This is a genomic window from Rhizobium sp. BR 315, assembly GCF_050577975.1.
Taxonomy (GTDB): domain Bacteria; phylum Pseudomonadota; class Alphaproteobacteria; order Rhizobiales; family Rhizobiaceae; genus Rhizobium; species Rhizobium miluonense.
This window is the reverse complement of sequence record NZ_JARWKZ010000004.1, coordinates 91,320-117,435: the sequence shown is the minus strand read 5'-3', so window position 1 is coordinate 117,435 and position 26,116 is coordinate 91,320. Positions and strand designations below refer to the sequence as shown.

Below are 26,116 nucleotides of genomic sequence, written 5' to 3'. Positions count from 1 at the left end.
CGTGGTTTCGGCCAGCCAAAACGGCGGGGGCAGGCTGGCGATCATCGCAGGCAGTGGCTTTTTGCCCGTTTATGTCGCCGAGGCCGCTCGTCAGGCTGGCGAAGACCCGGTCGTCATCGCGCTGACGAATGAGGCGGATCGTGATTGGTCCAGCTTCGATCACGCCAATCTCGGTGTCGGCAATTTTGCCGGACTTGAAGCGACGTTTCGCCGTTACGGCGTGGATCGTGTCGTCATGTCCGGCGGCGTGGCGCGGCGTCCCGCCTGGCGCGAAGTGCATCCCACGTGGCGTGTCATCAAGGAATTGCCCTCGACCGTACGAACGCTTCTTTCCGGCGGCGACAATGCCGTTCTGCAAATGGTCATTCGTCTGATCGAGGCCGGCGGCGTTCGCGTCGTGGGCGCGCATGAAATTGCCCCCGATTTACTGGCGACCACGGGCCCTCTGGGCAGGCTTTCCCCGTCAGATGAGGATCTGCGCGATATCGCGCAGGGTGCCAAGGCGGCCGATGCGCTCGGACTTCTGGACATCGGGCAGGGCGCAGTCAGCGTCGGTGGTCGGGTTGTCGCGCTCGAGGGTGCCGAGGGCACCGATAAGATGATCGAGCGTGTTGCCGAACTGCGCGCCGAAGGGCGCATATCGAGGCGCCGTCGTGGCGTACTGGTCAAGCTTTGCAAGCCGCAACAGGATGTTCGTGCCGATCTGCCGTCGATCGGCGTCTCGACCGTGCTCAACGCCAAGAAAGCAGGGCTTGCTGGCGTCGCGATCGAAGCGGGCAGGGCACTGGTTCTTGACCGCGAGGCCGTGATTGCCGCTGCGGACAACGCGGGCATTTTTGTCTGCGGTATCGACCGAGGATTGAGCGCAGGGAGCTTCTTTTGAGCGGAGCGCCTCTAAAACTTGCCGTCATAGCGGGAGAGGTTTCCGGCGACCTGCTGGGTGGCGATCTCGTTGCTGCGCTGAAGCGACAGTATGACGGCCCTGTGGAGTTGATCGGCGTCGGTGGTGAGGCGCTGGAGGCCCAGGGTCTCCGGTCGCTGTTCGATTATTCCGAGCTCTCGATCATGGGCTTCATCCAGGTGATCAAGCGCCTGCCGAAGCTGCTGGCCCGCATCCGGCAGACGGCTGATGCCATTATCGCCGCGAAACCCGACATTCTCCTCATTATCGACAGCCCGGATTTCACGCATCGCGTGGCGAAAAGGGTGCGCAAGGCGCTCCCTGATCTGCCGATCGTCAACTACGTCTGCCCTAGTGTATGGGCGTGGAAGGAATATCGCGCGCAGAAAATGCTCGCCTATGTCGATCATGTGCTGGCGGTGCTCCCGTTCGAGCCGGAAGCCATGCAACGGCTGGGCGGCCCGGCGACGACCTATGTCGGCCATCGGCTGACTGTCGATGCCGATCTGCTCGAGACACGCCGTCAGCGCGCACTGCGCGATATAAAGGCGGGAAGCGACCTGAAGACCGTCCTTCTCCTGCCCGGCTCGCGTGGCTCGGAAATACGCCAGCTTCTGCCTGTTTTTGAGCGGGCTACCGAAGAGCTTAGCCGGAGAAACGATAACGTACGCTATCTGCTACCGACTGTGCCGAAGCAGGAGGCTCTGGTGCGTTCTCTGCTTGAGAGCTGGAGTGCCAAGCCGGAAGTTCTTGTGGGCCAGCGTGCAAAGTGGCAAGCATTCGCCCTCGCTGATGCCGCAATGGCTGCATCAGGCACGGTGATCCTGGAGTTGGGTCTGGCCGGCGTTCCGGTCGTTTCGACTTACAAGACGGAGTGGCTCGCCAAGTTCGTGATGTCGCGCATCAAGGTATGGACGGCAGCCCTGCCGAACCTCATTGCCGACTACGCCGTCCTGCCCGAGCTCATCAATGATGTCTTGCGGCCCGGCCTGCTTGCCCGATACATGGAGCGTCTTTCGACCGACACTCCCGAGCAAGCGGCAATGCTTGCCGGTTACGATCTGGTGTGGCAGCGCATGCAGACGGAGGAGCCGCCCGGCGACAAGGCGGCGGCAATCGTTCTTGAGGTCTTGTCCAACAAAAAAGCCGGTCATTTCTGACCGGCTTTTCTAATGTTATTTCCGAGGCTTAACGCTTGGAAACCGGAACGTATTCGCGCAGCGGTGCGCCGGTATAGAGCTGGCGCGGACGGCCGATGCGCTGATGCGGATCCTCGATCATCTCGTTCCACTGAGCGATCCAGCCGACGGTGCGGGCGAGAGCGAACAGAACGGTGAACATGGTCGTGGGGAAGCCCAGAGCCTTCAGCGTGATGCCGGAGTAGAAGTCGACGTTCGGATAGAGCTTCTTCTCGATGAAGTACTCATCGGTCAGTGCGATGCGCTCGAGCTCGATTGCGATGTCGAGCAGCGGATCGTCCTTGATGCCGAGTTCGCCGAGAACTTCGTGCGCCGTCTTCTGCATGATCTTGGCGCGCGGGTCGTAGTTCTTGTAAACGCGGTGACCGAAGCCCATCAGACGGAACGGGTCGTTCTTGTCCTTGGCGCGGGCAATGTATTCCGGAATGCGGTCGACCGAGCCGATTTCGCTGAGCATGTTGAGCGCAGCTTCGTTGGCGCCGCCGTGAGCCGGGCCCCAGAGGCAGGCAATGCCCGCTGCGATACAGGCGAACGGATTGGCACCCGACGAGCCGGCCAAGCGAACCGTCGAGGTCGATGCATTTTGCTCGTGGTCGGCATGCAGGATGAAGATGCGGTCCATGGCGCGTGCGAGCACCGGATTGACCACGTATTCTTCGCAAGGAACGGCAAAGCACATGCGCAGGAAGTTCGATGCGTAGTCGAGATCGTTCTTCGGATAAACGAAGGGCTGGCCGATATGGTACTTGTAGGCCATGGCGGCGAGCGTCGGCATCTTGGCGATCATGCGCAGGCTTGCGACCATGCGCTGATGCGGATCGGTGATATCGGTCGAGTCATGGTAGAAGGCCGACAGAGCGCCAACGCAGCCGCACATGACCGCCATCGGATGCGCATCGCGGCGGAAACCGGTGAAGAAACGCGACATCTGCTCATGCACCATGGTGTGGTGCACGACCCGATAGTCGAAGTCCTTTTTCTGAGCTGCCGTCGGCAGTTCGCCGTAAAGGAGCAGGTAGCAGACCTCGAGGAAATCGCCGTGTTCGGCCAGCTGGTCGATCGGATAGCCGCGATGCAGGAGAACGCCTTCGTCGCCATCGATATAGGTGATGCTGGACTCGCACGACGCCGTCGAGGTGAAGCCAGGATCATATGTGAAAGTGGAGGTGTTCTTATAAAGGGCACCAATATCAATGACACTCGGGCCGATGGTTCCGGTTTTGACCGGCAAGTCCACCGTCTTTTCGCCCCAAGTTAGTTTCGCGCTTTGTTCCGTCATGCTGATCCTCCAAGATTTGGCGGGATTGACGCCATAAAAAGCGCCAAAAGGTTAAGCGACTACCGACTAGCTATATGATCCAGAGCCTAATGCCAAGTTATCCCAATGCCGAATTGTGCATTGCAGTATCAACTTTTGGGCACTGCACTAGGGCCATAGGTCATTCTGCCAAGGGCAATCAGCTCCGTTTGGCCACGATCGCGATGATTTTGGTTGAATTCACCGAACGGTGACGGCAAAAATCGCGCGAAAGCTGTAGTTTTGCGTGGGGCAGGCGGCGAATGCCTAATTTGGAGGCACCGGAGCAGCAGGAGGATGGCCAGGATCTTGTTCTGCCATCGCGGCATCGCCGCGCCATCGCCACAGTCGTCTTTCGTGCCAAAGCTGAGCAACGGGAGCGGACACAGGACCATGCTCCCCTGTCAGGGCGGCTCTACCTGGCGCTCAATCATATACGAGTCGTTATTGGACGCCTTATCGAAGAGGAGGCGGCGCACGGCCGCGCCATCCTGTTCGCCCCGATCTATATGGGCCTGGGTGCGATCTTCTGGTTCACGCTCGCCAGCGATCCGCCTCCGCAGACTATCCTGGTCGGGTTTCTGCTGCTGACGGGTGGCTTTCTTTTCAGGCGGGAATCCGGCCAGCTGGTTCGGCATCTGCTGTTCGCCGGCATGCTGATAAGTCTCGGCATGGCCTTGGCGCAGCTGGAGAGCTGGCGGGCATCGACCATCATGCTCGATTCGGCGGTGACGACGACCGTGACCGGCCGGGTCGAAAGACGCGAAACCTACGACAACGGTCGATGGAGATACGTCGTCAAAGTCGAGGCGACGGAGAAGCCGTCTGTTCACAGGCCGCCGGAACGCGTAACGATCTTTGTGCGCAAGCAGGCGGAACCGTTCAATCTCGGCGATCGTATTCAGGGCAGGGCGCGTCTGACGCCGCCTGCAGGCCCTGCGCTGCCTCGCCTCAACGATTTCGCATTCAGCTCCTACTTTAACGGCATCGGTGCGAATGGCTTTGCCTACGGCGCCCTGACATTATTGTCTCCGAGCGGTGATGCTGCGGAAAACTCGCTGCTGGATAAGGCGGATATCTGGCTTGCCGGCCTTCGCAACAGCATAGGCGACAGGATCAGACGGACCTTGCCTGGTGATGTCGGCGCCTTTGCGGCGGCACTTGTCACCGATGAGAGACGAGCGATTTCGGATGATACGACCGAGGCGCTGCGAGTTGCCGGGCTGACCCACATCATCGCCATTTCCGGCCTGAACATGGCGCTTTCGGCCGGCATCTTCTATGTCGGCCTGCGATACCTGTTCAGCCTGTTCCCAGGTCTGGTGCAGGCGTGGCCAACCAAGAAGATCGCTGCCTTCGGCGCGCTGGTTACAGTGACCGCCTATTACCTAATTTCCGGCTTCGGCGTGTCGGCCGAGCGGGCTTTCATCATGATGGCGATCATGCTGGTTGCGGTCCTGCTCGACCGGCCGTCGATCAGTCTCCGCAATGTGGCGCTCTCTGCGATTGTCATTCTCGTTCTCTCACCATCGCAGGTGCTCGGGCCGAGCTTTCAGATGTCCTATGCCGCAACGCTGGCGCTGGTGTCGGGCTACACGCTCTGGAAACGAAGGCGGCATCGTGAAAGCATCCTTTCACGGTCGAAGTTCCTGAGTCCGCTGCTGTTCGTTTCGCGTTTCTTCGGCGGCATATTATCGACCTCGTTCATCGGTGGCGCTTCGACCGCGATCTTCTCGATAGAGTATTTTCACCGACTGGCGACATACGGCCTTGCCGCCAATCTTGCCGCCATGCCTATTGTCTCCTTTATCGTCATGCCATTCGGCATGGTCGCCATGCTGCTCATGCCTTTCGGCCTCGACGGGCCATTCTGGAAAGTCACCGGCGAGGGACTGGAGCTCGTCATCCTTGTTGCCAAGACAGTTGCCGGCTGGGGCGGCGATATCACGTTCGGACGCCAGCCGGCATGGCTGATGCCGACGTTCATCGCCGGCTTTCTGATCATGAGTGTGCTGCGAACCAGGCTGCGCCATCTGGGCTTCGTCTTGCTGCTTGCGACGATTGGCGCGGCGGCATTCGGCTCCGGCGTGCAGAAGCCTGATCTGATGATCTCCGAGGACGGTGCCTTGGTTGCTCTCAGGCAGGACGGGATATTGGCGACTAATCGTGAAAGACCACAGACCTTTATTTTCGAGCAATGGCAGAAGGCACTGGTTGCAGCTGAGCACCAGCCTCCAACGATCCTTCCTGCCGATAGCCGGCTTCCTCAGATCAGCAAGAAGCAGCGCCGTCGCCGATTAAGCGCGGACGAACAGAAGGCGGTACGCAAGGCAATGGGAGAGGCCCTCGATCAGACGATGCAGGGGAGCTTCGCCTGCCAGAAAGGCGCATGGTGCGTTGCAATGCTTGAGAATGGGACCATTCTGGTCACCATCGAAAACGCAGCCTATCTGCCACCGGCCTGCGATACGGCCAATATCGTCGTGACAGCGATACGCCTGCGTCTCGACCGCTGCCGCTCAGGCGCGATGCTCTTTACCGGCGCGACGTTGCGGCGAAGCGGATCAGTCGAAATGGACCTGCGCGGCGACATCCCTATCGTCTCCACAGCATTCGAAAATCCTCAGCGCCCATGGACCCGGCATCGGACCTACGATTGGCGCACCGGAACGTTCGGTGCTCCCATCGGATCGCGGCCATCACCGGCTAGTGATAACGGCGAATAAGGCCGACCAGCTTTCCCTGAACCTTGACCCGGTCAGGCCCGAAGATACGGGTCTCGTAGGCCGGATTGGCGGCTTCGAGAGCGATCGAGGCGCCTTTGCGACGGAAGCGCTTCAGCGTTGCCTCTTCATCGTCGACGAGAGCGACGACGATATCGCCCGGATTGGCAGTCGTCGAATTGCGGATAATGACCGTATCGCCATCGAAAATGCCGGCATCGATCATCGAATCGCCCCGTACTTCCAAAGCATAGTGATCGCCTGCACCAAGCATGTCGGCGGGAACGGTTATATCATGCGTATTGTTCTGAATGGCCGAGATCGGAACGCCTGCCGCGATGCGGCCCATGACCGGCACGGATACCGCACTATTGTGATCGTCATTTGCCACTTTCGGTGGAGCCGGCGGGGCAACGGGCTGGGGCTTGCCAAGGCTGCCTTCGATGACGCTCGGCGAAAAGCCGCGTCGCTGCTGCAAACTCGAATTATAGGCATCCGGCAGCTTGATGACTTCAAGCGCCCTGGCGCGATTCGGCAGTCGGCGGATGAAGCCGCGCTCCTCGAGCGCCGTGATCAGCCGGTGAATTCCGGACTTCGATGCAAGATCCAGCGCATCCTTCATCTCGTCGAAAGATGGTGGAACACCGGACTCCTTCATGCGTTCGTGAATGAAGAGAAGCAGTTCCTGCTGCTTGCGCGTCAACATCGTCTTGGAACCCCAGATCAAGAAAAAGTCGTGAAACAAATCCAGAACGGACACTATATGTTCCATATGTGTTCCGCAAGTGCTTAAATTTCGGTAAAGCCTTGTTCGGGCAATTAAATAATTATCACTGTCGAATGTATCGCCTGAAGACACTTGCACGTCACGTCTGCGCTAACCTGCGGATAAATATAGGAAATGCCGTCCGTACCGCCACGAAGACTTTCCTGGTTCAGCGGGTGCGTCTGATGCCTCTACGCGTACGACACTTCGTCGGATAAGCCCGCTATGGAAGAGAATCAGTAATCACGTTTCCGAGATTGCGTTTCGTTCACGCCGCCTGCTTTGTGCTCGTTGCTTCCATCTTGAATTAGGCGACGGATAGGCGCAAATCTGCACCTGCAGGGAAACAGGAGAAACCATGATTTCATCGCCGCACCCGCTGGATCATCTCGTGCTGCCGACCGTCAACATCGCTCTGGCGCGTGAACGTCTCGGTAAGCTCGGCTTTACCGTGGCTCCGGACGCGCGTCATCCTTTCGGCACCGAGAATGCCTGCGTCTTCTTTGCCGACAAGACCTATCTCGAACCTCTGGGTGTGGCGTCGCAAGAGCAATGCGAGACGAGCATTGCCGATGGCAATGTCTTCGTCGCGCGCGATCAGGCCTATCGCTTCCGTGTCAGCGAGGATGGTTTCTCGGCAGTGGTTTTCGGTACCGATGATGCTGCTGTGGATGACAAACGTTTCAGGGCTGCCACGATCTCGGCGGGGCGGATGCTGGATTTCTCCCGGCCCATGAGGATGCCGGATGGAACGCAAACCACGGCCGGTTTTCGCCTGGCCTTTGCCGCCGATCTGCGAGCGCCGGATTTTCTGGCCTTCTGCTGTCAGCGCATCAATCCGCTGCCGGCGGATCGCGGCGCGCTCGAGCGCCATGAGAACGGCGTGACCGGCATTGCACGGGTAGCGATGTCGGCAACGAAGCCGGCCGCGTTCCGCAGCTTCTTCGAGCACGTCGTCGGCAACCCCCGAATTTTTGAGCACTCCTTCGGGCTGACGATCAAGGCGGCCAACGCCGATATCGAGCTTCTGACGCCGCAAGGGATAGAAGCATTTTACGATTTGCGGGTCGGCGATCATGATCCGGGCTTGCGGGCGCGAGCAATCCTTTTCAAAACGCGCGATCTTTCCGTGACATCGTCGCATTTCGCTGCTAACGGCGTCACATATACGCGTAAGAACAATCGTATTTTGGCACGGCTGGCGCCCGAACAGGGGGCGTTGTTCGCCTTCGAGGAGATAGCATGAGCACGAATTCCGAAGTGATCGTCGGCGAAGGAGCTTCTAAGGTTCTGTTTTCCAACACCGCCAAGCTCTCCCTGATTGCCGGTCCCTGCCAGATGGAAAGCCGCGAGCATGCGTTCATGGTTGCCGGCGTCCTGAAGGAACTCTGCGAGAATCTCGGCATCGGCCTTGTTTACAAGTCGTCCTATGACAAGGCGAACCGCACGTCGCTCTCTGGCAAGCGCGGCATTGGCCTTGAAACATCCATGGAAGTCTTTGCCGATCTGAAAAAGGAGTACGGCTTTCCTGTTTTGACCGACATCCACACGGAAGAGCAGTGCGCTGTCGTCGCCAAGACGGTCGATATCCTGCAGATCCCCGCTTTCCTCTCGCGCCAGACCGATCTTCTGGTGGCCGCCGCCAAGACCGGCCGCGTCGTCAACGTCAAGAAGGGGCAGTTCCTCGCGCCCTGGGACATGAAGAATGTGCTTGCCAAGCTAAACGACAGCGGCAATCCGAACATTCTTCTCTGCGAGCGTGGCGCCTCTTTTGGCTACAACACACTCGTCTCCGACATGCGCTCGCTGCCGATCATGGCATCGATGGGCGCACCGGTGATCTTCGATGCGACCCATTCGGTGCAGCAGCCCGGCGGGCAGGGTGACTCGACCGGGGGGGATCGCCGATTCGTCGAGACGCTGGCGCGTGCCGCCGTTGCCGTTGGCGTTGCGGGCGTCTTCGTCGAAACCCATGAGGACCCGGACAACGCGCCCTCGGACGGTCCGAACATGGTCTATTTGAAGGATATGCCGCGGCTTCTGGAGAAGTTGCTGGCCTTTGACGCCATCGCCAAGGCTTGAGAAATACGGGTGTTCAACAGGCTGACATGAATTTGCGCTACGCGGCCTGTAAGGGTGCCAAATCAACGGTGTGGATCGACATTGTAATTTCCACACCTTCGATTAAAACGATTTAAATCGATTTATAAACCAGCGAGCAGGAAGCTATCATGACCGCAATCACCGACATTATCGCCCGCGAGATTCTCGACAGCCGTGGCAATCCGACTGTCGAAGTCGATGTCTACCTTGAAGATGGCAGCATGGGCCGCGCGGCGGTTCCGTCGGGCGCCTCGACCGGCGCGCATGAAGCTGTCGAGCTGCGCGATGGCGGCAAGCGCTATCACGGCAAGGGCGTCGAAAAGGCTGTCGAAGCCGTCAACTCGGAAATCTTCGACGCGATCGGCGGCATGGATGCTGAAAACCAGATCCAGCTCGACAACATCATGATCGAGCTCGACGGCACGCCGAACAAGTCGCGCCTCGGCGCCAACGCCATCCTCGGCGTCTCGCTCGCTGTTGCCAAGGCTGCTGCCCAGAGCGCCAACCTGCCGCTCTATCGTTACGTCGGCGGCGCTCACGCCCGCCTGCTGCCGGTTCCGATGATGAACATCATCAACGGCGGCGCTCACGCCGACAACCCGATCGACTTCCAGGAATTCATGATCCTGCCGGTTGGCGCTGAATCCATCCGCGACGCCGTTCGCATGGGTTCGGAAATCTTCCACGTTCTGAAGAAGGAACTGGCGTCGCAGGGCCACAACACCAACGTCGGTGACGAAGGCGGATTTGCTCCGGGTCTTTCCAGCGCCCCGGCAGCCCTCGACTTCATCATGAAGTCGATCGAAAAGGCTGGCTACAAGCCGGGCGATGAAATCGCTCTCGGCCTCGATTGCGCCTCGACCGAATTCTTCAAGGACGGCAAGTACGTGCTCGAAGGTGAAGGCCGCACGTTGGAATCCGGAGCAATGGCCGAGTACCTTGCAGAACTCGCCGCCAAGTACCCGATCGTTTCGATCGAAGACGGCATGGCTGAAGACGACTGGGAAGGCTGGAAGACGCTGACCGACCTGATCGGCAAGAAGACCCAGCTCGTCGGCGACGACCTGTTCGTCACCAACTCCGCCCGCCTGCGCGACGGTATCCGCATGGGCGTTGCCAATTCGATCCTCGTCAAGGTCAACCAGATCGGCTCGCTCACCGAGACCCTCGACGCCGTCGAAACCGCGCATAAGGCCAACTACACGGCCGTCATGTCGCACCGCTCGGGCGAAACGGAAGACTCCACGATCGCCGATCTCGCCGTTGCCACCAACTGCGGCCAGATCAAGACCGGCTCGCTGTCGCGCTCCGACCGTCTTGCCAAGTACAACCAGCTCATCCGCATCGAAGAAGCGCTTGGCCCGCAGGCAAAGTATGCCGGCCGCTCCATCTTGCGCGGCTGATGCCAGATCCGCTGGATCCCATTGGATCCTCGGCCGCGTTATCCGTTGAAATCGAACCGCGCCTTTGGGCGCGGTTTTTTGTTGACCGGCGCAGTTAGAGTCAACGGACGGTTAATCTCTGCCGGTTAAATTAGCTCTAGGTGTTTGATTTGATGTGATCTTGTCTCTGGCTGCAATGCTTGCAGCGTGGGTCGTGATGGGATCGCCTAACGGCAGAGCGTTTCGAGCGAGTATGTGGACAAAGTATCATAAGAAGAGAAAGTTCGGTCGTTTCGTTCTTCCCGCCATCACGATCGCTTTTGTGAGTTACTTCGGTTATCATTGCGTTCACGGCGACTACGGCCTGAAGGCGACGGAGGTTTTCGAACAGCGCCGCATCGACCGTGGCAAGGAATTGGCGGATCTGGTTGCCAGGCGCGAGCATCTTGAAAAGGAGGTCGCTCTGCTCAGTGACGGCTCCCTGGATAAGGATATGCTCGACCAGCATGCGCGCTACCAATTGACCTACTCCAAGGCGAACGAAATCGTCATTTTCAATAAATAGCCACAATTAACCGAATTCCGGTTAATTGTGTTTTTGCGATTTATATCAATAGTTTGCAGAGAATATGAGCCATGCAATTATAGCATTGCTGTGGCGAACAATCTTGCCTATGTTAGCTTCACCACAAACGAGGCTACTCACACAGGGAGGGTTGAATGGCGCCGCGAAAGAACGCGTCCGTTTCCAGCCGTAAGACAGCATCAAGACCTGCCAAAGAAACCAATGGCGGTCCGATCGCAGATTTCGATCGTGATGCGGAGCTCAAGGCTTATCGTGAGATGCTCTTGATCCGCCGCTTCGAGGAGAAAGCCGGCCAGCTTTACGGCATGGGCTTCATCGGCGGCTTCTGTCACCTTTACATCGGCCAGGAAGCTGTCGTCGTCGGCATGCAGATGGCGCTGAAGGATGGCGACCAGATCATTACCGGCTATCGCGACCACGGCCATATGCTCGCAACCGGCATGAGCGCGCGCGGCGTCATGGCCGAGCTGACCGGACGTAAGGGCGGCTATTCCCGAGGGAAGGGCGGCTCCATGCACATGTTCTCCAAGGAAAAGAACTTCTATGGCGGCCACGGCATCGTCGGCGCGCAGGTCTCGCTCGGCACCGGTCTCGGCTTTGCCAACTGGTATCGCGGCAATGACAATGTCAGTGTCGCCTATTTCGGCGACGGCGCTGCCAACCAGGGCCAGGTCTACGAAAGCTTCAACATGGCGCAGCTGTGGAAGCTGCCGGTGATTTTCGTGATCGAAAACAACCGATACGCCATGGGCACCTCGACCGCCCGCGCTACCGCTCAGGCCGATTTCTCCAAGCGCGGCGCTTCCTTCGGCATTCCGGGCATCCAGGTCGACGGCATGGACGTTCGTGCGGTCAGGGCCGCGGCTGACGAAGCCGTTGCGCATTGCCGCTCCGGCAATGGTCCGATCATCCTCGAAATGATGACCTATCGTTATCGCGGTCACTCCATGTCCGACCCGGCGAAGTATCGTTCCAAGGATGAAGTGCAGAAGATGCGCTCCGAACATGACCCGATCGAGCAGGTTCGCGCTCGCCTGCTCGAAAAGGGCTGGGCAAGCGAAGACGATCTGAAGGATATCGACAAGGATGTCCGCGAGATCGTTGCCGACAGCGCCGATTTCGCCCAGAACGATCCTGAGCCGGATGCATCCGAGCTCTACACCGACATTCTGCTCTAAATCGGGGAGGGACACTATGCCCATCGACATTCTCATGCCCGCCCTTTCTCCGACGATGGAAGAGGGTACCCTTTCGAAATGGCTTAAGAAGGAAGGCGACAAGGTCGTTTCCGGTGACGTCATTGCCGAAATCGAAACCGACAAGGCCACCATGGAAGTGGAAGCTGTCGACGAAGGCACGATCGGCAAGCTGCTGATCGACGCCGGCACCGAAGGCGTCAAGGTCAACACCAAGATCGCCATCCTCTTGCAGGACGGTGAATCTGCCGACGCTATTTCGTCTGCCAAGGCAGCACCTGCCGCCCAGCCGGTAAAGACCGAAGCTGCCGCCGCCGCTCCGGCGCCTGCAGCGGCACCGGTTCCGGCTCAGCCGAAGGTTGCCGCAGCCGCCGATCCGGAAATTCCGGCCGGCACTGAAATGGTGTCTATGACGGTGCGTGAAGCACTGCGCGACGCGATGGCCGAAGAAATGCGCGCCAATCCCGACGTTTTCGTCATGGGTGAGGAAGTGGCCGAATATCAGGGCGCCTACAAGGTGACCCAGGGCCTGCTGCAGGAATTCGGCGCGCGCCGCGTCATCGATACCCCGATCACCGAGCACGGCTTTGCCGGTATCGGCGTCGGTGCCGCTATGGCCGGCCTTCGCCCGATCGTCGAGTTCATGACGTTCAACTTCGCCATGCAGGCGATTGACCAAATCATCAACTCCGCTGCCAAGACGCTCTATATGTCCGGCGGCCAGATGGGCGCTCCGATCGTCTTCCGCGGCCCGAACGGCGCAGCAGCCCGCGTCGGCGCTCAGCACAGCCAGGATTACGCCGCCTGGTATAGCCAGATCCCCGGCCTCAAGGTTGTCATGCCCTACACGGCAGCCGATGCCAAGGGCTTGCTGAAGTCGGCTATCCGCGATCCGAACCCGGTCATCTTCCTTGAGAACGAAATTCTCTACGGTCAGCACTTCGACGTGCCGAAGCTCGATGATTTCACGGTGCCGATCGGCAAGGCCCGCATCCATCGTCCGGGCAAGGACGTCACGGTCGTCTCCTTCGGCATCGGCATGACCTATGCGACGAAGGCGGTTGCCGAGCTGGAAGCCCAGGGCATCGATGTCGAACTCATCGACCTGCGCACCATCCGTCCGATGGATCTTCCGACGGTCATCGAGTCGGTCAAGAAGACTGGCCGCCTTGTCACCGTCGAGGAAGGCTATCCGCAGTCTTCCGTCGGCACGGAAATCGCCACCCGCGTCATGCAGCAGGCCTTCGACTATCTCGATGCGCCGATCCTGACGATCGCCGGCAAGGACGTACCCATGCCATATGCCGCCAACCTCGAAAAGCTGGCGCTCCCGAGCGTCGCCGAAGTGGTCGATGCGGTAAAGGCCGTTTGCTACAAGTAAGGGGAGGGCTCATCGATGCCTATCAACATCACCATGCCTGCCCTCTCGCCGACCATGGAAGAGGGTAACCTCGCCAAGTGGCTGGTCAAGGAAGGCGACAAGATCAAGTCCGGCGACGTGATCGCCGAGATCGAGACTGACAAGGCAACGATGGAAGTCGAGGCCGTCGATGAAGGCACCGTCGCCAAGATCGTCGTTCCTGCAGGCACCGAAGGCGTGAAGGTCAATGCCCTGATCGCCGTGCTCGCTGCCGATGGCGAAGATGTCGCGGTTGCGGCTTCCGGTGCTGGCGCCGCTCCGGCTCCTGCTCCGAAGGCGGAAGCAGCCCCGGCGGCCGCTCCCGCTGCGGCACCTGCTCCGGCAAGCGTTGCGGCTCCGGCCGCCGCATCCGCTCCGGCTTCCGCTGCATCCGCTCCGGCTGCAAACGACGGTCATCGCACCTTCGCGTCCCCGCTCGCCCGCCGTCTTGCAAAGGACGCCGGCATTGATGTTGCGGCACTCGCCGGCTCCGGCCCGCATGGTCGCGTCATCAAGAAGGATATCGAGGCTGCGATTTCCGGCGGCACTGCAAAGGCTGCTCCCTCAGCAGCACCGGCTGCACAGCCGGCTGCCGCTGCTGCTCCGGCAGCACCGAAGGGCATGTCGGACGATGCCATCCTCAAGCTGTTCGAGCCCGGTTCCTACGAGCTGGTGCCGCATGACGGTATGCGCAAGACGATCGCCAAGCGCCTGCAGGAATCCAAGCAGACGATCCCGCACTTCTACGTCTCGGTCGATTGCGAACTCGATGCGCTTCTGGCGCTCCGCACGCAGCTCAACGATTCCGCTCCGAAGTCGAAGGACGGTGTGCCGGCCTATAAGCTCTCGGTCAACGACATGGTCATCAAGGCCCTGGCGCTGGCACTGCGTGACGTTCCGGATGCCAACGTATCCTGGACCGACAGCAACATGGTCAAGCACAAGCATGCCGATGTCGGCGTTGCCGTTTCCATTCCGGGCGGCCTGATCACGCCGATCATCCGCAGCGCCGACCAGAAGACGCTCTCCACCATCTCCAACGAGATGAAGGATTACGGCAAGCGCGCCAAGGAGCGCAAGCTGAAGCCTGAGGAGTATCAGGGTGGCACCACGGCCGTGTCGAACATGGGCATGATGGGCGTCAAGAACTTCGCTGCCGTCGTCAACCCGCCGCATGCGACCATCCTGGCCGTCGGCGCGGGCGAACAGCGCGTCATCGTCAAGAAGGGCGAAATGGCGATTGCCACCGTGATGACCGTCACGCTGTCGACCGACCATCGTGCCGTCGACGGTGCGCTTGGCGCCGAGCTCCTGGCAGCCTTCAAGGGCTACATCGAAAATCCGATGGGGATGCTCGTCTGAGCCTTGCTGCGATACGGAGGCATGAATGACCAAGACTGTTCTGTGTTACGGCGACTCGCTGACATGGGGCTACAGTGCCGAAACGGTCGGCCGTCATGCCTATGAGGATCGGTGGCCGAGCGTGCTGCAAAAGGCGCTCGGCAACCAGGTTCGCGTGATCCCGGAAGGATTGAACGGCCGCACGACGGCGTTCGACGATCATCTCGCCGATTGCGATCGCAACGGTGCGAGGATTCTGCCGACGATCTTGCAGAGCCACAACCCGCTCGATCTCGTGATTATCCTGCTCGGCACCAACGATATGAAGCCGGTCGTCGCCGGCTCGGCTTTCGCCGCTCTGCAGGGCATCAGCCGCTTGGTCCAGCTCGTGCGCAATCATGCTTGGGGGTTCGACTACGAGGTGCCCGATATCCTCATCGTCGCCCCGCCGACAATCTCCGAGACCGCCAATGCTGCTTTTGCGGCCAGCTATCTCGGCGCAGTCAAGGAATCGAGCAAGCTGCCGACGCTCTATAGCGATCTGGCTGACGAGCTGGGCTGCGGCTTCTTCGATGCCAATACGGTCGCCGTCACCACGCCGCTCGATGGCGTACATCTCGATGCTGAAAATACCCGGGCGCTCGGTCGCGGCCTCGAGCCGATCGTGCGGATGATGCTCGGTCTCTGATACAGTCAAGGCGCCGGCTTCGATCCGCCGCCACCAATAAGGCAGGAAACACATGGCTGAGAATTACGACGTCATTATCATCGGCTCCGGTCCGGGCGGTTATGTCGCCGCCGTGCGCGCCGCCCAGCTTGGCCTGAAGACGGCGATCGTCGAGCGCGAGCACCTGGGCGGCATCTGCCTCAACTGGGGCTGCATACCCACAAAGGCGCTGCTCCGTTCGGCTGAAATTCTCGATCATTCCAACCATCTGAAAGATTACGGCCTCGTTCTCGAAGGCAAGGTGAGCGCGGATGTGAAGGCGGTCGTTGCCCGCTCGCGCGGCGTTTCCGCCCGTTTGAACAACGGCGTCGGCTTTCTGATGAAGAAGAACAAGGTCGATGTCATCTGGGGCGAAGCCAAGATCACGAAGCCCGGCGAGATCGTCGTCAGCAAGTCGACCAAGCCGGTGGTCGAGCCGCAGCATCCGGTGCCGAAGAACGTCAAGGGCGAGGGCACCTATACCGCCAAGCACATCATCGTCGCCACCGGCGCCCGCCCGCGTGCGCTGCCGGGCATCGAGCCGGATGGCAAGCTGATCTGGACCTACTTCGAAGCGCTGAAGCCGGACTTCCTGCCGAAATCGCTGCTCGTCATGGGCTCGGGTGCCATCGGCATCGAATTCGCAAGCTTCTATCGCTCGATGGGCGTCGACGTTACTGTCGTCGAAGTCATGCCGACGGTCATGCCGGTCGAAGACGCCGAAATCTCCGGCATCGCCCGCAAGCAGCTTGAAAAGCGTGGCCTGAAGATCTTCACCAATGCGAAGGTCACGAAGGTCGACAAGGCTGCCAACAGCATCACCGCCCATGTCGAAACCGAAGACGGCAAGGTTCAGCAGATCGTTGCCGACCGCATGATTTCGGCCGTCGGCGTGCAGGGCAACATCGAAAACCTCGGCCTCGAGGCGCTTGGCGTGAAGACAGACCGCGGCTGCGTGGTTATCGATGGTTACGGTAAGACCAACGTTTCGGGCATCTACGCGATCGGCGACGTCGCCGGCCCGCCGATGCTGGCCCATAAGGCCGAGCATGAGGGCGTTGTCTGCATCGAGAAGATCGCCGGCCTGCCGAATGTTCACCCGACGGACAAGAGCAAGGTTCCGGGCTGTACCTATTGCCACCCGCAGGTTGCCTCAGTCGGCCTGACCGAAGCCAAGGCCAAGGAACTCGGCCGCGATATCCGCGTCGGCCGCTTCTCCTTCGTTGCCAACGGCAAGGCGATTGCGCTTGGCGAAGACCAAGGTCTCTGCAAGGTCATCTTCGACAAGAAGACCGGCGAGCTTCTGGGCGCGCACATGGTTGGCGCCGAAGTGACAGAACTCATCCAGGGCTTCGTCGTCGCGATGAACCTGGAGACGACGGAAGAAGAGCTGATGCACACGATCTTCCCGCATCCGACCGTTTCGGAAACGATGAAGGAAGCGGTGCTGGACGCCTATGGTCGCGTGCTGAACGCTTGATAATTTCCTGCCACGCCCTTTATCGGAGGGGTGGAAAACAGGAAAGGAAATCAACATGTCTATCGCTGCGCAAGGTTGGGTCGTCTTTCTTCTTATCGGTCTGGTGGCGGGTTTTCTCGCAAGCCTGATTGTCGGTGGCGGCGGCCTCATCAGTTGCCTGGTGAGCGGCGTGATCGGCGCTTTCGTGGGTGGCTTCCTGTTCCAGTATTTCGGGATTTCGCTCGGCATAGAAAATGCGCTGGTGGTGGAGATCATCCATGCCACCGTCGGCGCGATCGTTGTGGTGCTGCTGGCGAGATTGATCGTCTAGCGCATCATCGGTAAGACGCAACGCGGCGCTCGGCGGGATTATCCTCAAGGCGCTTGAAACGAGGGTTTGATGGAAAGCGTGGGTTGGCTGGGTCTGATCATCATCGGCGGTCTCGCGGGCTGGCTCGCAGGCAAGCTGATGGATGCGCGCTATGGGATCATTCTCAACATCATCCTCGGTATCGCCGGCTCGGTCGTCGCTGCGGGGCTTTTGGTGGCTCTGCATGTCGGCGTACCTGGCGGCCGTCTCAGCTTTTTCATCACCGGTTTCATTGGTGCATGCATTCTGATATTCCTCGCCAAAGTCGCACGGCGATGAAGGGCCGCATTTGAGCGGCGGAAAGTAGACGTTTCATGGTCACCATTCTCGACACGATCAACCCGGAAGCCAAGCGCATAAGACACCCGGAGAAGGCGCATCGGCCCGATACCGAAGTCCTGCGCAAGCCGGACTGGATCCGCGTGAAGGCGCCGACGTCGAAGGGCTATGCCGAGACGCGCTCGATCGTGAAGGAGCACAAGCTCGTCACGGTCTGCGAAGAGGCCGGCTGCCCGAACATCGGCGAGTGCTGGGACAAGAAGCACGCCACCTTCATGATCATGGGCGAAATCTGCACGCGTGCCTGCGCCTTCTGCAACGTGGCGACCGGCAAACCGAATGCTCTCGATATGGCGGAGCCGGAAAACGTCGCCAAGGCCGTCAAGGAGATGGGCCTCAGCCACGTCGTCATCACCTCGGTCGACCGTGACGATCTGGAAGACGGTGGCGCCGAGCATTTCGAAAAGGTGATCTGGGCGATCCGCGCCGCTTCGCCGGCAACCACGATCGAGATCCTGACGCCTGACTTCCTGAAGAAGCCGGGTGCATTGGAGCGCGTCGTTGCCGCCAAGCCTGATGTCTTCAACCACAATATGGAAACCGTGCCGGGCAACTATCTGACGGTTCGCCCCGGTGCGCGCTATTTCCATTCGGTCCGCCTGTTGCAACGGGTCAAGGAACTGGATCCGACCATGTTCACCAAGTCGGGGATCATGGTAGGGCTCGGAGAAGAGCGTAACGAAGTCCTGCAGCTGATGGACGATTTGCGCACGGCCGATGTCGACTTCCTGACCATCGGTCAGTACCTGCAACCGACGCGCAAGCATCACCAGGTGATGAGCTTCGTCACGCCGGAGGAATTCAAGTCCTATGAAACGGTGGCCTACACCAAAGGCTTCCTGATGGTCGCTTCCAGCCCGCTTACGCGCTCTTCGCATCATGCCGGTGACGATTTCGAGCGGCTGCGGGCTGCTCGCGCCAAGAAACTGTTGCTCGCTGCCGAGTGAGCCCGACAACATCCAGTCTTGCCTTTTTGAACGAACCGCGGCGATTGTGCCGCGGTTTTTGTTCGCGCCGTCATCTGTTCGTCATGTGGGCGGCTTAGGGAACACGCCGCCGTTTGTGACCGGTGTCGGCACTTTAGATTCGACTATGGAGCTGGACCGTGGAGCAGATCGTCGCGCCGCAGGCGCTTTCCCATGCCGTCGATATAGATCGGGCCGCACGCATCCTCGAGGCGGCGGATCGTGTCCTTGTCATCGGTTGTTCCGGCACCGGCAAGAGTACGTTGGCGCAGGCGATCGCATCCCTGCGCGGCCTTGCCTATGTGTCGATGGATCGGGATATCTTCTGGTTACCGGGCTGGAAGCTGCGACCACGTCCGCAGTCCGTTGCGTTGATCGAGCAGGCGGTTGCCGGGTCGCGTTGGATCATGGACGGCAACAGCCCGGGAACCCTGCCGTTGCGGCTGCCACGTGCCGATATCGTCATATGGCGAAGGTCTCCACGGCATGTTGCATTGAGGGGCGTCATTTCCCGCTGGCTGCGTTATAGGGGCCGGTCGCGGCCAGAAATGGCTCCCGGATGCCCCGAACGGCTGGACTGGAAATTCCTGCATTACACCTGGACGTTCGAGCGCAACTCAGCGCCGGAGCTTCAGCAGATGCTGGTACAACACGGCCACAACGTGCCGATGGTGACACTGAGGTCCTATCGCGATGGCGAGGAATTGCTGTCGCGTCTCCGAAGCAAGACCTGAGAGGCTGTCATGGATCAAGTGACGATGCCTGCATTGCATAGCGAGGTGTACGATCTCGTCGAAGCGGTCGATCATATCCGCAAGGCGAACCGCATTCTCGTCATGGGCTGTTCCGGCGGCGGCAAGTCGACCCTATCGCAAAAGATCGCCGCGCGCTTCGGCTTGGCCTATGTCTCGATCGATCGCGATATTCTGTGGCTGCCGGGCTGGGTTCAGCGCGACAGGGATGAGCAGCGCGCCATCATTGTCGCCAAGGTGCAAGGCGAGCGGTGGATCATGGATGGCACCAATCCCTCGACATTCGATGTGCGCCTGCCGCGCACGGATTTCGTCATCTGGGTGCGAATGCCGCGCCTCCTGTGCATCTGGGGCGTGGTCTCCCGCTGGATCAAATGGATGGGCCGCACGCGCCCGGAAATGGCACCCGGCTGCATCGAGAAGGTCGATTGGGAATTCCTGCGCTTCATCTGGACGTTCGAGGAGAAATTCACGCCACGCGTTCTTGGCGGACTTGCACAGCACGGCCCGGATGTCCCTGTTTTGCAGCTGAAATCCCGCGGCGAAATGCGTCAGCTTCTTGATCTTCTCGGCCGTCCTGCTTAATTGCGGCTCATGCCTCACTTCGAAACTCATCGCCCCGTTCCGCATTCACCCGATCAGATGTTCGACCTCGTCGCCGACGTGGAGCGCTATCCGGAGTTCCTGCCGCTCTGCGAAGCGCTCGTTGTCCGTAGCCGCAAGGAGCGCGACGGCAAGATCCTGCTGATTGCCGATATGACTGTCGGCTACAAGGCGATCCGCGAGACCTTCACAACGCAAGTACTGTTGAACAAGGCGGAACGCGCCATCGATGTGAAATATATCGACGGCCCCTTCAAGTATCTCGACAATCGCTGGCGCTTCACGCCGTCGGAGAATGGCGGCAGCGTCATCGATTTCTTCATCGACTACGAGTTCAAAAGCCGCATTCTCGGCGCCCTGATGGGTTCGATGTTCGACCGGGCCTTCCGCATGTTCACGGATGCCTTCGAGACGCGCGCGAGCAAAATATATGCGTAAAGCTGCTCCCGGTCATTGACTGAGAGCGACGAACATCTCCAATGCCGTCTTCAAGGTGGCGATCCGAACCTGATCGCGCCCGACATCGCCATAACGCATTTCGTGATGGATGAGGGCACCGTTGCGCGCCCTAGCGGCAAGATGGACGAGCCCCACGGGCTTTTCTGCAGAGCTGCCACCGGGGCCGGCGACACCGGTCACGGCCACTGCAAAATCGGCCCGGGAGCGGAACAGGGCGCCGTGCACCATTTGCAGCGCCGTTTCCTTCGACACTGCGCCGAACTGCGCTAGTGTCTGCTCCTGCACGCCGAGCATCTCCATCTTGGCGGTGTTCGTATAGGTCACGAAGCCGCGATCGACGACGGCGGACGAGCCTGGAATTTCCGTCAGCGCGCCGGCGATGAGCCCGCCGGTACAGGATTCGGCTGTAGCGACCATCCAGCCCTTTGCCGTGAAGTCCGTGACGATCTTCTGTGCGAGCGCGAGAATCTCATTCGGGAAATGCATTATGCCTTGCCTCCGCGATAGACGACGGTCGCCGTGGCGATAGCCGCGATGCCTTCGCGGCGCCCGACGAAGCCGATTTTCTCGTTGGTCGTTGCCTTGACCGAACAGCGATCGAGGCTGATGCCGAGAAACTCCGAGAGCTTGGCGCGCATGACGTCGCGATGCGGCCCGACCTTTGGCGCTTCGGCAATCAGAGAGACGTCCGCATTCATGATGGTGCCGCCGCGCTCGCGCACGATCTTTGCCGCATGCTCGATGAAGATGCGGGAGGGGGCGCCCTTCCATTGCGGATCAGACGGCGGAAAATGGTCGCCGATATCGCCGGCGCCGCATGTGGCGAGCAGCGCATCCGTGAGGGCGTGCAAGGCAACATCGGCGTCTGAATGCCCCTTCAGCCTCTGATCATGCGGAATGAAGACGCCGCAAAGGGTCACGCCGTCGCCGGGCTCCAGCTGGTGCACGTCATAGCCGTTGCCGGTGCGCACGTCGGGCAGCAGACCGGCGCTGAGCTTTTCATCGGCCATGGCAATATCCCTCTTGATCGTCAGTTTCACATTGTCGGCACTACCGGTCACCAATGTCACCTGCAGGTTACACCATTCCGCAATCGCCGCATCGTCTGTGAAATCGCTTTTGCCCTCGGCTGCTGCTTTCTCATGCGCAGCAAGGATATCACTGAATAGGAAGGATTGCGGCGTCTGCGCAGCGTGAAGCCCGGTGCGGGGAACCGTCGCGATCACCAGCCCGCTTGCGTCCCCGCGCTTCAGCGTGTCGGTGACCGGCATGGCGGGCAGCACGGCAGGCGCTCCCGCGGCAAGGGCTGCGGCGACGCGATCCAGCAGATCATGGTCGAAGAAGGGACGTACCGCGTCATGGATCATGACATGCGTCACGCCGCTGTTCTTCAGTTGCCTTAGCCCGGCAAGCACGGATTGCTGGCGGGTCGTGCCGCCGAAGGCGATCTCGATCTCAGGCAGATCCGCAACTTGCTCCAACGCCGCCCGAAGCAGGTTTTCATCGTGACGGTGGATGACGACGACGATCTTCGACGCCTGCGGCCATGTCACGAATCTTTCAAGCGTATGCGCAATAACCGCTCTGCCGCCGATCGGACGATATTGCTTGGGGCCTTCTTCGGGAGAACCTGCCCGTTCGCCGCGCCCGGCGGCAACGATCACTATTCCCACCGACAGCGGTTGCGTTGAATGCATTTGCGTCATAAACCCCCGAAAGATGAAAGGCTCGGTCTCTTGCATGGCTTTGAAAAGAGCGGAGCTTTCCTTTGAATAAGCGCATCCTAGATAGATCGCCAAGGCGGGATCCTGCTTCAGCAGGGTCTATCGCCTCAATTGAGTATTTTCCAGCATTTGCCCCAAAAATATCGGGATTTTCCGAAACCCCTTGGCAAACATTTAAACCGTGTCTAAAAATAGTGCAGATGTATGGTGTGCCCGAAAGATAATCATTTGTTTTCCTCCAAGCTTGCAGCCCCATTTTCCATCGGTTCCGTATCAATCCGAAATCGCGTCATCCTGGCGCCGATGTCGGGTGTGACCGATCTGCCGTTCCGGCAGCTCGCTTTGCGTTACGGTGCCGGCCTGGTCGTCACGGAAATGGTCGCAAGCCGCGAGCTGGTGCAGGATACGGCTGAATCCTGGGCGCGTCTGAAGAGTGCGGGATTGAGGCCGCATATGGTGCAGCTTGCCGGCCGCGAAGCGCATTGGATGGCCGAGGCAGCAAAGATCGCCGCTGATAATGGTGCCGATATCATCGATATCAACATGGGATGCCCAGCCAAAAAGGTCATCGGTGGCTATTCCGGCTCGGCGCTGATGCGCGACCCGGATCATGCGCTGGCATTGATCGAAGCGACGGTTGGCGCGGTGAACATTCCCGTGACCTTGAAGATGCGGCTTGGCTGGGATGAGAACTCCATCAATGCGCCTGATATCGCACGCCGTGCCGAAGAGGCTGGTATCCAGCTCGTCACCATTCATGGCCGCACACGCATGCAGTTCTATGAGGGCAGGGCGGATTGGGATGCGATCCGCGCGGTGCGCGATGTCGTTTCCATCCCGCTGGTCGCCAATGGCGATGTCGAGACGGTGGAAGATGCCGCGGAAATCCTGCGGCGCTCCGGTGCTGATGCCGTCATGATCGGCCGCGGTTGTCAGGGCCGTCCGTGGCATGCGGGCGTTCTGGCTGGTCATCGCGAGCCGGACCGACAGGAGATTGTCGAGGTCGCGCTCGAACACTACCGGATGATGCTGGAGTTTTACGGCGAGGCGGTTGGCATCCGCCATGCGCGCAAGCATCTGGCCTGGTATCTCGATCGCTATGCGCCGGCGACGACAGGTGCGGACAAGGCGAAAATCATGACGTCGAAAGACAGTGGCGAGGTGGCCGCATTGTTCCATGCCGCACTGCAGGCAGGCGCCGATCTCGCTCAATGCGTCCAGGAGGCTGCATGACTTCGAAACTCAGCTCCGGGGCCGGTGACAACGCGGCCAATTCCGTGGCGATGGCCGTTCTCAACGCGATCCAGAACCCCGTCGTCATGGTCGACGAGGCGGGTCTCATTGCCTTTGCCAACTGGGAGGCCGAAGCCTTCTTCGGCGCCAGCGCCTCGCATCTGTCGCGCTACAAGATTTCGACCTTCATACCGTTCGGGAGCCCATTGCTGGCGCTGATCGACCAGGTGCGCGAGCGCCGCGGACCCGTCAACGAATATCGTGTCGACCTCAGCTCGCCGCGTCTCGGACAGGATAAGCTGGTGGATCTCTACGTAGCGCCGGTTTCCAGCGAGCCCGGCTCCGTAGTGGTGGTGTTCCAGGAACGCTCGATGGCGGACAAGATCGACCGGCAACTGACCCATCGCGCTGCCGCCCGCTCGGTCACCGGCCTTGCCTCCATGCTGGCGCACGAGATCAAGAATCCACTGTCGGGCATTCGCGGCGCCGCACAGTTGCTCGAACAGTCCGTCGAGGATGACGATCGCGCGCTGACGCGCCTCATCTGCGACGAGACCGACCGTATCGTGTCACTGGTCGATCGCATGGAGGTCTTCTCCGATGAGCGGCCTGTCGATCGCGTGCCCGTCAATATCCATTCCGTCCTCGATCATGTGAAGGCAGTCGCCAAGGCCGGTTTTGCCCGCAACATCAAACTGTCGGAGAATTACGACCCGTCGCTGCCGGCAGTTTTTGCCAACAGAGACCAGCTCGTACAGGTCTTCCTCAATCTGGTGAAGAATGCCGCCGAAGCGGTTGGCGACCGGCAGGATGGCGAGATCATGCTGACGACGGCCTACCGTCCAGGCATTCGCCTTTCGGTCGCCGGCACGCGCGAGAAGATCTCGCTGCCGCTGGAATTCTGCGTGATCGACAATGGTCCCGGCGTACCGGCCGATCTCGTGCCGCATCTCTTCGATCCGTTCATCACGACGAAGACGAACGGTACTGGCCTCGGCCTGGCGCTGGTCGCCAAGATCATCGGCGATCATGGCGGCATCGTCGAATGCGACAGCCAGAACCATCGCACCACTTTCCGCGTTTTGATGCCGGCTTCCAAAGGCATCACGCTTGAAGACGCCCCCTTTCCGAACTCTACAGGGACTACTCGATGACAGCCACGATCCTTGTCGCCGATGACGATGCGGCCATTCGTACCGTGCTCAATCAGGCTTTAAGCCGTGCAGGTTATGATGTGCGCATCACCTCCAATGCCGCCACGCTCTGGCGTTGGGTTTCCGCCGGCGAAGGCGACCTTGTCGTAACCGACGTCGTCATGCCCGACGAAAATGCATTCGATCTGCTGCCCCGCATCAAGAAGGCGAGACCGGATCTGCCTGTCCTGGTCATGAGCGCGCAGAATACCTTCATGACGGCGATCAAGGCATCCGAGAAGGGCGCCTATGACTATTTGCCGAAACCGTTCGACCTGACGGAACTGATCGCGATCGTCGGCCGGGCATTGTCCGAGCCGAAGCGCAAGCCGACGAAGATCGACGACGACATACAGGACGGCATGCCGCTTGTCGGTCGTTCCGCCGCAATGCAGGAAATCTACCGCGTGCTCGCGCGCCTGATGCAGACCGATCTCACGCTGATGATCACCGGTGAATCCGGTACGGGCAAGGAACTCGTGGCACGCGCCCTTCACGACTACGGCAAGCGCCGCAATGGTCCTTTCGTGGCTATCAACATGGCTGCGATCCCGCGCGACCTGATCGAATCCGAGCTCTTCGGCCATGAAAAGGGGGCCTTCACCGGCGCACAGGCGCGCTCCACCGGTCGCTTCGAGCAGGCCGAAGGCGGCACTCTGTTTCTCGATGAAATCGGCGATATGCCGATGGATGCGCAGACGCGCCTGCTGCGCGTGCTGCAGCAGGGCGAGTATACGACGGTCGGCGGTCGCACGCCGATCCGCACCGACGTTCGTATCGTCGCGGCCACCAACAAGGATCTGAAACAGGCGATCAATCAGGGCCTGTTCCGCGAGGACTTGTACTACCGCCTCAACGTCGTGCCGTTGCGCCTGCCGCCGCTGCGCGACCGCGCCGAGGATATTCCCGATCTCGTGCGCCATTTCGTGCAGCAAGCCGAAAAGGAAGGCTTGGGTTCCAAGCGCTTCGATCAGGAAGCGCTCGAATTGATGAAAGCCTATCCCTGGCCCGGCAACGTCCGCGAGCTGGAAAACCTTATCCGCCGGCTGATGGCGCTCTATCCGCAGGATATCATCACCAAGGAGATCATCGATGCGGAACTGCGCGCCGACGTGCCCGACAGCCCGATCGAAAAGGGGCCGGTTCGCACCGGTACGATGACTATCGCCCAGGCGGTGGAAGAGAATATGCGGACCTATTTTGCCGGATTCGGCGAGAATCTCCCGCCACCCGGTCTCTACGACCGCGTTCTGACGGAAATGGAATATCCGCTGATCCTTGCCGCATTGACCGCCACGCGCGGCAACCAGATCAAGGCTGCCGATCTTCTGGGTCTGAACCGCAATACGCTGCGCAAAAAGATAAGAGAACTGGGAGTTTCGGTTTACAGAAGCTCGCGCACGGCTTGACAAGGCAATCC

At 60.0% G+C, this 26,116-nt stretch carries 25 protein-coding genes; 21 read left to right on the top strand and 4 right to left on the bottom strand.

What is annotated here, in order from left to right; translation table 11 throughout:
• Position 1: 1 nt before the first annotated feature.
• Both QD409_RS06615 and lpxB read left to right on the top strand, forming a co-directional pair.
• Entirely contained in the window at positions 2–883 is an 882-nt protein-coding gene (locus tag QD409_RS06615) for an LpxI family protein (protein WP_430762152.1), read from the top strand.
• Complete coding sequence (gene lpxB / locus QD409_RS06610; protein ID WP_430762151.1) at positions 880–2,061, top strand: lipid-A-disaccharide synthase; 1,182 nt, start codon at positions 880–882, stop codon at positions 2,059–2,061. Before QD409_RS06615 ends, lpxB begins: the two co-directional genes overlap by 4 nt.
• Positions 2,062–2,089: 28 nt before the next feature.
• Here the strand turns inward: lpxB and gltA are convergent, their stop codons facing one another.
• Positions 2,090–3,379 (bottom strand): citrate synthase, encoded by a 1,290-nt coding sequence (gene gltA / locus QD409_RS06605; protein ID WP_092845187.1) that lies wholly within the window; start codon positions 3,377–3,379, stop codon positions 2,090–2,092.
• A 281-nt stretch (positions 3,380–3,660) separates the two neighbouring features.
• On the opposite strand from gltA, the gene QD409_RS06600 reads away from it, so the two are divergent.
• The gene (locus tag QD409_RS06600; protein WP_430762150.1) at positions 3,661–6,123 is read left to right on the top strand and encodes a ComEC/Rec2 family competence protein; all 2,463 of its coding nucleotides are present in this window, start codon (positions 3,661–3,663) and stop codon (positions 6,121–6,123) included.
• Here the strand turns inward: QD409_RS06600 and lexA are convergent.
• Positions 6,104–6,826 carry a transcriptional repressor LexA gene (gene lexA / locus QD409_RS06595; protein WP_092845306.1) on the bottom strand — a complete coding sequence of 241 codons (723 nt, stop codon included), beginning with the start codon at positions 6,824–6,826 and terminating at the stop codon, positions 6,104–6,106. The genes QD409_RS06600 and lexA overlap by 20 nt on opposite strands.
• A gap of 418 nt (positions 6,827–7,244) precedes the next feature.
• Between lexA and QD409_RS06590 the strand changes: the two genes are divergently transcribed.
• From QD409_RS06590 to QD409_RS06520, 15 genes are all read left to right on the top strand, one after another.
• Entirely contained in the window at positions 7,245–8,132 is an 888-nt protein-coding gene (locus tag QD409_RS06590; protein WP_430762149.1) for a VOC family protein, read from the top strand.
• Positions 8,129–8,968 carry a 3-deoxy-8-phosphooctulonate synthase gene (gene kdsA / locus QD409_RS06585; protein ID WP_430762148.1) on the top strand — a complete coding sequence of 280 codons (840 nt, stop codon included), beginning with the start codon at positions 8,129–8,131 and terminating at the stop codon, positions 8,966–8,968. The genes QD409_RS06590 and kdsA overlap by 4 nt, the downstream gene beginning before the upstream one ends.
• Before the next feature lie 149 nt (positions 8,969–9,117).
• The gene (gene eno, locus QD409_RS06580; RefSeq protein ID WP_430762147.1) at positions 9,118–10,392 is read left to right on the top strand and encodes a phosphopyruvate hydratase; all 1,275 of its coding nucleotides are present in this window, start codon (positions 9,118–9,120) and stop codon (positions 10,390–10,392) included.
• A 232-nt stretch (positions 10,393–10,624) separates the two neighbouring features.
• Entirely contained in the window at positions 10,625–10,936 is a 312-nt protein-coding gene (locus QD409_RS06575) for an FtsB family cell division protein (protein ID WP_092845197.1), read from the top strand.
• Between the two features lie 155 nt (positions 10,937–11,091).
• The gene (gene pdhA / locus QD409_RS06570) at positions 11,092–12,135 is read left to right on the top strand and encodes a pyruvate dehydrogenase (acetyl-transferring) E1 component subunit alpha (RefSeq protein ID WP_092845199.1); all 1,044 of its coding nucleotides are present in this window, start codon (positions 11,092–11,094) and stop codon (positions 12,133–12,135) included.
• A 16-nt stretch (positions 12,136–12,151) separates the two neighbouring features.
• Positions 12,152–13,534, top strand: a complete 1,383-nt coding sequence (locus QD409_RS06565) for a pyruvate dehydrogenase complex E1 component subunit beta (protein WP_430762146.1) — start codon at positions 12,152–12,154, stop codon at positions 13,532–13,534.
• Positions 13,535–13,549: 15 nt separating this feature from the next.
• Positions 13,550–14,914, top strand: coding sequence for a pyruvate dehydrogenase complex dihydrolipoamide acetyltransferase (locus QD409_RS06560; protein WP_430762145.1), 1,365 nt, complete (start codon positions 13,550–13,552; stop codon positions 14,912–14,914).
• Positions 14,915–14,939: 25 nt separating this feature from the next.
• Positions 14,940–15,581: an SGNH/GDSL hydrolase family protein gene (locus QD409_RS06555; protein ID WP_092845205.1), complete on the top strand. Its 642-nt coding sequence runs from the start codon at positions 14,940–14,942 to the stop codon at positions 15,579–15,581.
• A gap of 52 nt (positions 15,582–15,633) precedes the next feature.
• Positions 15,634–17,079: a dihydrolipoyl dehydrogenase gene (lpdA, locus tag QD409_RS06550; protein WP_430762144.1), complete on the top strand. Its 1,446-nt coding sequence runs from the start codon at positions 15,634–15,636 to the stop codon at positions 17,077–17,079.
• Positions 17,080–17,134: 55 nt separating this feature from the next.
• Positions 17,135–17,389 (top strand): GlsB/YeaQ/YmgE family stress response membrane protein, encoded by a 255-nt coding sequence (locus QD409_RS06545; protein ID WP_430762143.1) that lies wholly within the window; start codon positions 17,135–17,137, stop codon positions 17,387–17,389.
• Between the two features lie 69 nt (positions 17,390–17,458).
• Positions 17,459–17,707 carry a GlsB/YeaQ/YmgE family stress response membrane protein gene (locus tag QD409_RS06540; protein WP_430762142.1) on the top strand — a complete coding sequence of 83 codons (249 nt, stop codon included), beginning with the start codon at positions 17,459–17,461 and terminating at the stop codon, positions 17,705–17,707.
• Between the two features lie 35 nt (positions 17,708–17,742).
• A complete protein-coding gene (gene lipA / locus QD409_RS06535) occupies positions 17,743–18,714 on the top strand; it encodes a lipoyl synthase (protein WP_430762141.1) in 972 nt (323 codons plus the stop codon).
• A 158-nt stretch (positions 18,715–18,872) separates the two neighbouring features.
• Complete coding sequence (locus QD409_RS06530; RefSeq protein ID WP_430762140.1) at positions 18,873–19,466, top strand: AAA family ATPase; 594 nt, start codon at positions 18,873–18,875, stop codon at positions 19,464–19,466.
• A 24-nt stretch (positions 19,467–19,490) separates the two neighbouring features.
• Positions 19,491–20,069 carry an AAA family ATPase gene (locus QD409_RS06525; protein ID WP_430762316.1) on the top strand — a complete coding sequence of 193 codons (579 nt, stop codon included), beginning with the start codon at positions 19,491–19,493 and terminating at the stop codon, positions 20,067–20,069.
• A gap of 9 nt (positions 20,070–20,078) precedes the next feature.
• On the top strand, positions 20,079–20,525 hold the full coding sequence (locus QD409_RS06520; protein ID WP_092845217.1) for a type II toxin-antitoxin system RatA family toxin: 447 nt from the start codon (positions 20,079–20,081) through the stop codon (positions 20,523–20,525).
• A 12-nt stretch (positions 20,526–20,537) separates the two neighbouring features.
• On the opposite strand, the gene QD409_RS06515 is transcribed toward QD409_RS06520, so the two are convergent.
• Positions 20,538–21,032: a CinA family protein gene (locus QD409_RS06515; protein WP_430762139.1), complete on the bottom strand. Its 495-nt coding sequence runs from the start codon at positions 21,030–21,032 to the stop codon at positions 20,538–20,540.
• Positions 21,032–22,252: a bifunctional 2-C-methyl-D-erythritol 4-phosphate cytidylyltransferase/2-C-methyl-D-erythritol 2,4-cyclodiphosphate synthase gene (locus tag QD409_RS06510; RefSeq protein WP_430762138.1), complete on the bottom strand. Its 1,221-nt coding sequence runs from the start codon at positions 22,250–22,252 to the stop codon at positions 21,032–21,034. The genes QD409_RS06515 and QD409_RS06510 overlap by 1 nt, the downstream gene beginning before the upstream one ends.
• Before the next feature lie 222 nt (positions 22,253–22,474).
• On the opposite strand from QD409_RS06510, the gene dusB reads away from it, so the two are divergent.
• The 3 genes from dusB to ntrC are packed head-to-tail and all read left to right on the top strand — an operon-like array spanning position 22,475 to position 26,105.
• Positions 22,475–23,503: a tRNA dihydrouridine synthase DusB gene (dusB, locus tag QD409_RS06505; RefSeq protein WP_430762137.1), complete on the top strand. Its 1,029-nt coding sequence runs from the start codon at positions 22,475–22,477 to the stop codon at positions 23,501–23,503.
• A complete protein-coding gene (locus QD409_RS06500; RefSeq protein ID WP_092845221.1) occupies positions 23,500–24,657 on the top strand; it encodes a two-component system sensor histidine kinase NtrB in 1,158 nt (385 codons plus the stop codon). The genes dusB and QD409_RS06500 overlap by 4 nt, the downstream gene beginning before the upstream one ends.
• Positions 24,654–26,105, top strand: a complete 1,452-nt coding sequence (gene ntrC / locus QD409_RS06495; protein ID WP_092845223.1) for a nitrogen regulation protein NR(I) — start codon at positions 24,654–24,656, stop codon at positions 26,103–26,105. The genes QD409_RS06500 and ntrC overlap by 4 nt, the downstream gene beginning before the upstream one ends.
• Positions 26,106–26,116 lie beyond the last annotated feature (11 nt).